The organism is Alteromonas sp. 14N.309.X.WAT.G.H12, assembly GCF_036697315.1.
Lineage (GTDB): Bacteria > Pseudomonadota > Gammaproteobacteria > Enterobacterales > Alteromonadaceae > Alteromonas.
In genome coordinates, this window is record NZ_JBAHZB010000119.1 from 7,535 (window position 1) to 10,213 (window position 2,679).

The 2,679-nt window shown below is 45.9% G+C and carries 2 protein-coding genes and 1 pseudogene; all 3 read right to left on the reverse strand.

What is annotated here, in order from left to right:
- A pseudogene (locus V5298_RS18095) lies at window positions 1-480 on the reverse strand (hypothetical protein); the annotation flags it as partial.
- 4 nt (window positions 481-484) lie between these two features.
- Complete coding sequence (locus tag V5298_RS18100) at window positions 485-1,282, reverse strand: outer membrane lipoprotein-sorting protein (protein WP_332932829.1); 798 nt, start codon at window positions 1,280-1,282, stop codon at window positions 485-487.
- A partial coding sequence (locus V5298_RS18105; RefSeq protein WP_332932830.1) for an efflux RND transporter permease subunit occupies window positions 1,279-2,679 on the reverse strand: 1,401 nt, incomplete at its 5' end. The genes V5298_RS18105 and V5298_RS18100, both read right to left, overlap by 4 nt.

Genomic DNA, 2,679 nt, shown 5'->3' on the forward strand with positions numbered 1-2,679 from the left:
GATAAATCCCGACAAGGTCCCCCAATCACCATAAATATTCAGGTTAACCATAGGCTGACCGAGCTTATCTTCGCCGTCGATATTCTCTACCATGTCAGTTTGATTAATGATATCCACAAGATGAAGGGATTCGGTTTGTCCCCAAAACACCTTACTGACACCCACACGGGTTTCCCAATCGTTTTCTGCGTGCATCCACATGAGTTCCCGAATGTCGCCATGGGTACGTTCGTCATCATGCTGATCAACCCGTACAAAGGGATTGAACAGCAAGCTATCTGTGCGATCATTCCATTGGGTATACAATTCAGGAGAGAGAAAGGCGGATAGCTGAGATCGTGGTTGATTCTCATAAGCCGCATCCTGAATAAAATAACGGGTTTCAACGCCGGCAGAACCGCTTAGTTCAATATCAGGCATCTCTGCCATAGCTAAGGGAGAGACCAATGTTGAGCACATCAAGCCTGCCCACTTTTTCATAAAGCTATCGCGCCCTGCGTAAGCTATTGCTGTCAAAATCCGAGTCCTCTAATTCTGTTTTAAACACCAGTGAATGTGTCACCAGTTCCGTGGATTTCTGGGTTTGCAGATTGTACATAAAAGTACGCATGGGACGCCAGAATTCGCCGTCGAATAATTGGTATTGTTCAAATTCCAAGACTTTCAAGGGCGCGCCTTTACGGTCGAAAAATTCAACTTTTCGTGGCCGGTAATGGGCTTTGTCAATCCACACGATTTGTTTGGAGTAGCCTGAGAACTTGTCCAACGGCTTCTGCTCAAGTACATAAACTTCATCACCGTTGTAGGTATCTTCGCGCAGTAAATCGTAAGTGAATTTAGGCACTTCAAAAGATGTCATATCTTCAAAAGCATATTCACTGCCTAAAAAAGGACCGGATTTATTGCGAGTAGAAATACGCTTCACCCGTTTAACCGCGGGTAAAAAGATCCACTGTTCATCAGGGGCATCAATATGCGAGAAGCTCAAAAAAGCGGTGCCGGACAAATCACGGGGAGAATCAAATATGGTCAGTGCCTTATCACCATCGGTGGGTACTTCTAAGGTTTTTACCCGCATCTCCCGTTTAGCTTCCTGGCCTTGCGCATTTCGCAAGGTCATGGTGATGGTGGCCACTGAATTCACCCAGCCGCGATTCACATCTTTGCGGGCCGTTGCCACCTTTAAGCCTTCTTTTTCTGACGCTTCATCCGCTTGCACCGGCAAGGCCAAAAGTAGGCTGGTCATTATGGGTAGCAGTGCTGCTTTGCTTAAAACTTTCATGGTGCGTACCTCACTTTTTTCGCTTTGTCTTTATCCAGCCATATCAAAAATGAGGGCAGGAACAATAAATCAATCAATAGTGCTGCGATAAAGATAATATTGGTCATTAATCCCATGTCAGAATTTAATCTGAAATCGGAAAACAAGAGCACGCCAAATCCGGCAGCTAGCACCACCGTGGTGGTGATCATGGCTCTTCCTACGGTTTCAAAAGCATATTGGACCGCTTCTTTAACACTTGAATTATCTTTTCGGGCAGCTTGGTATTTTAAGAGGAAGTGAACCGAATCGTCGACAATAATCCCCATGGTCATACTCAGTTCAACGGACAGTGCCATGTTAATTTCCCCTGACATCATCCCCCACAAGCCAAATCCAATGCCTGCAGGCATTAAGTTTGCCATCAGGCTCACTAACCCTAGTCGCCAAGAGCGCAAGGCCAGCGTAATCAATAACGATATCACCACCAGCGCAGCCAGGGATCCCCACACCATACTTTCCATGTTGCGCGCCCCAATATGGGCAAACATCAACGCCGGACTTGCCGCTTCCAGTCGCAAGTCCGGGGCGAGCTTGTCAAACCATCTCTTCGTGCGCTGCTCAAACTCGGTAAACTCATTGCTACCAAGATTTTCTAACACGGCGATCATTCGCACGGCAGACTTATCAATATCAATTTGATTATTAAGGTCTAGCCCATAGGGCAAAGACATCTCGTATAACAGCAAATATTGCGCTGCCAACTCTTTGGTATCAGGTAGCTTAAAATACTGCGACTCATCATCGTGCATGTTCATATTTAAGCGTTTGATTATATCGGCAAAGCTCAGTACATGCTTAACCTCAGGTTGGGAGCGAAGCCATTTTGCTAAGGCATCCACCTCTTTCATCACCGCAGGATCATTCACACCATAGGGTTCATCGGTATAAATAGCAAAGTCGATGTTAGACATACCGCCTAAATACTTTTTCTGGATCTCCACTGATTGTCTGAAGGGCGATGACAGATCGAAGTACTCCACCGCCACATCGTTTAACCGGTTATTCATACAAAACAACAAAGAAACCGAAACAATCAACACCGAGTAGGGCAAGATTCTGCGATGGTGTGACACCACCCAATTACCCAACTTACGTACTTTGTATTCGCCGCCGGTTTCGGACACGCTATGGGGAGCCGGCAATAATACCAACAGTGCTGGCAAAACTGTTAAGGATAAAATACACGCCAAGATTACCCCCACAGCGGTAAGATTCCCCAAATGGGAAAGAATGGGCACTTCAGCAAAATTCAGCATAAGAAACCCAATGGCCGTGGTTAGACTGGTAAGAAACACGGCCTTTATGTTCAAAAGCAAACTTTCTTGAAGGGCATTGTATTTCGTTAACCCCTTGGT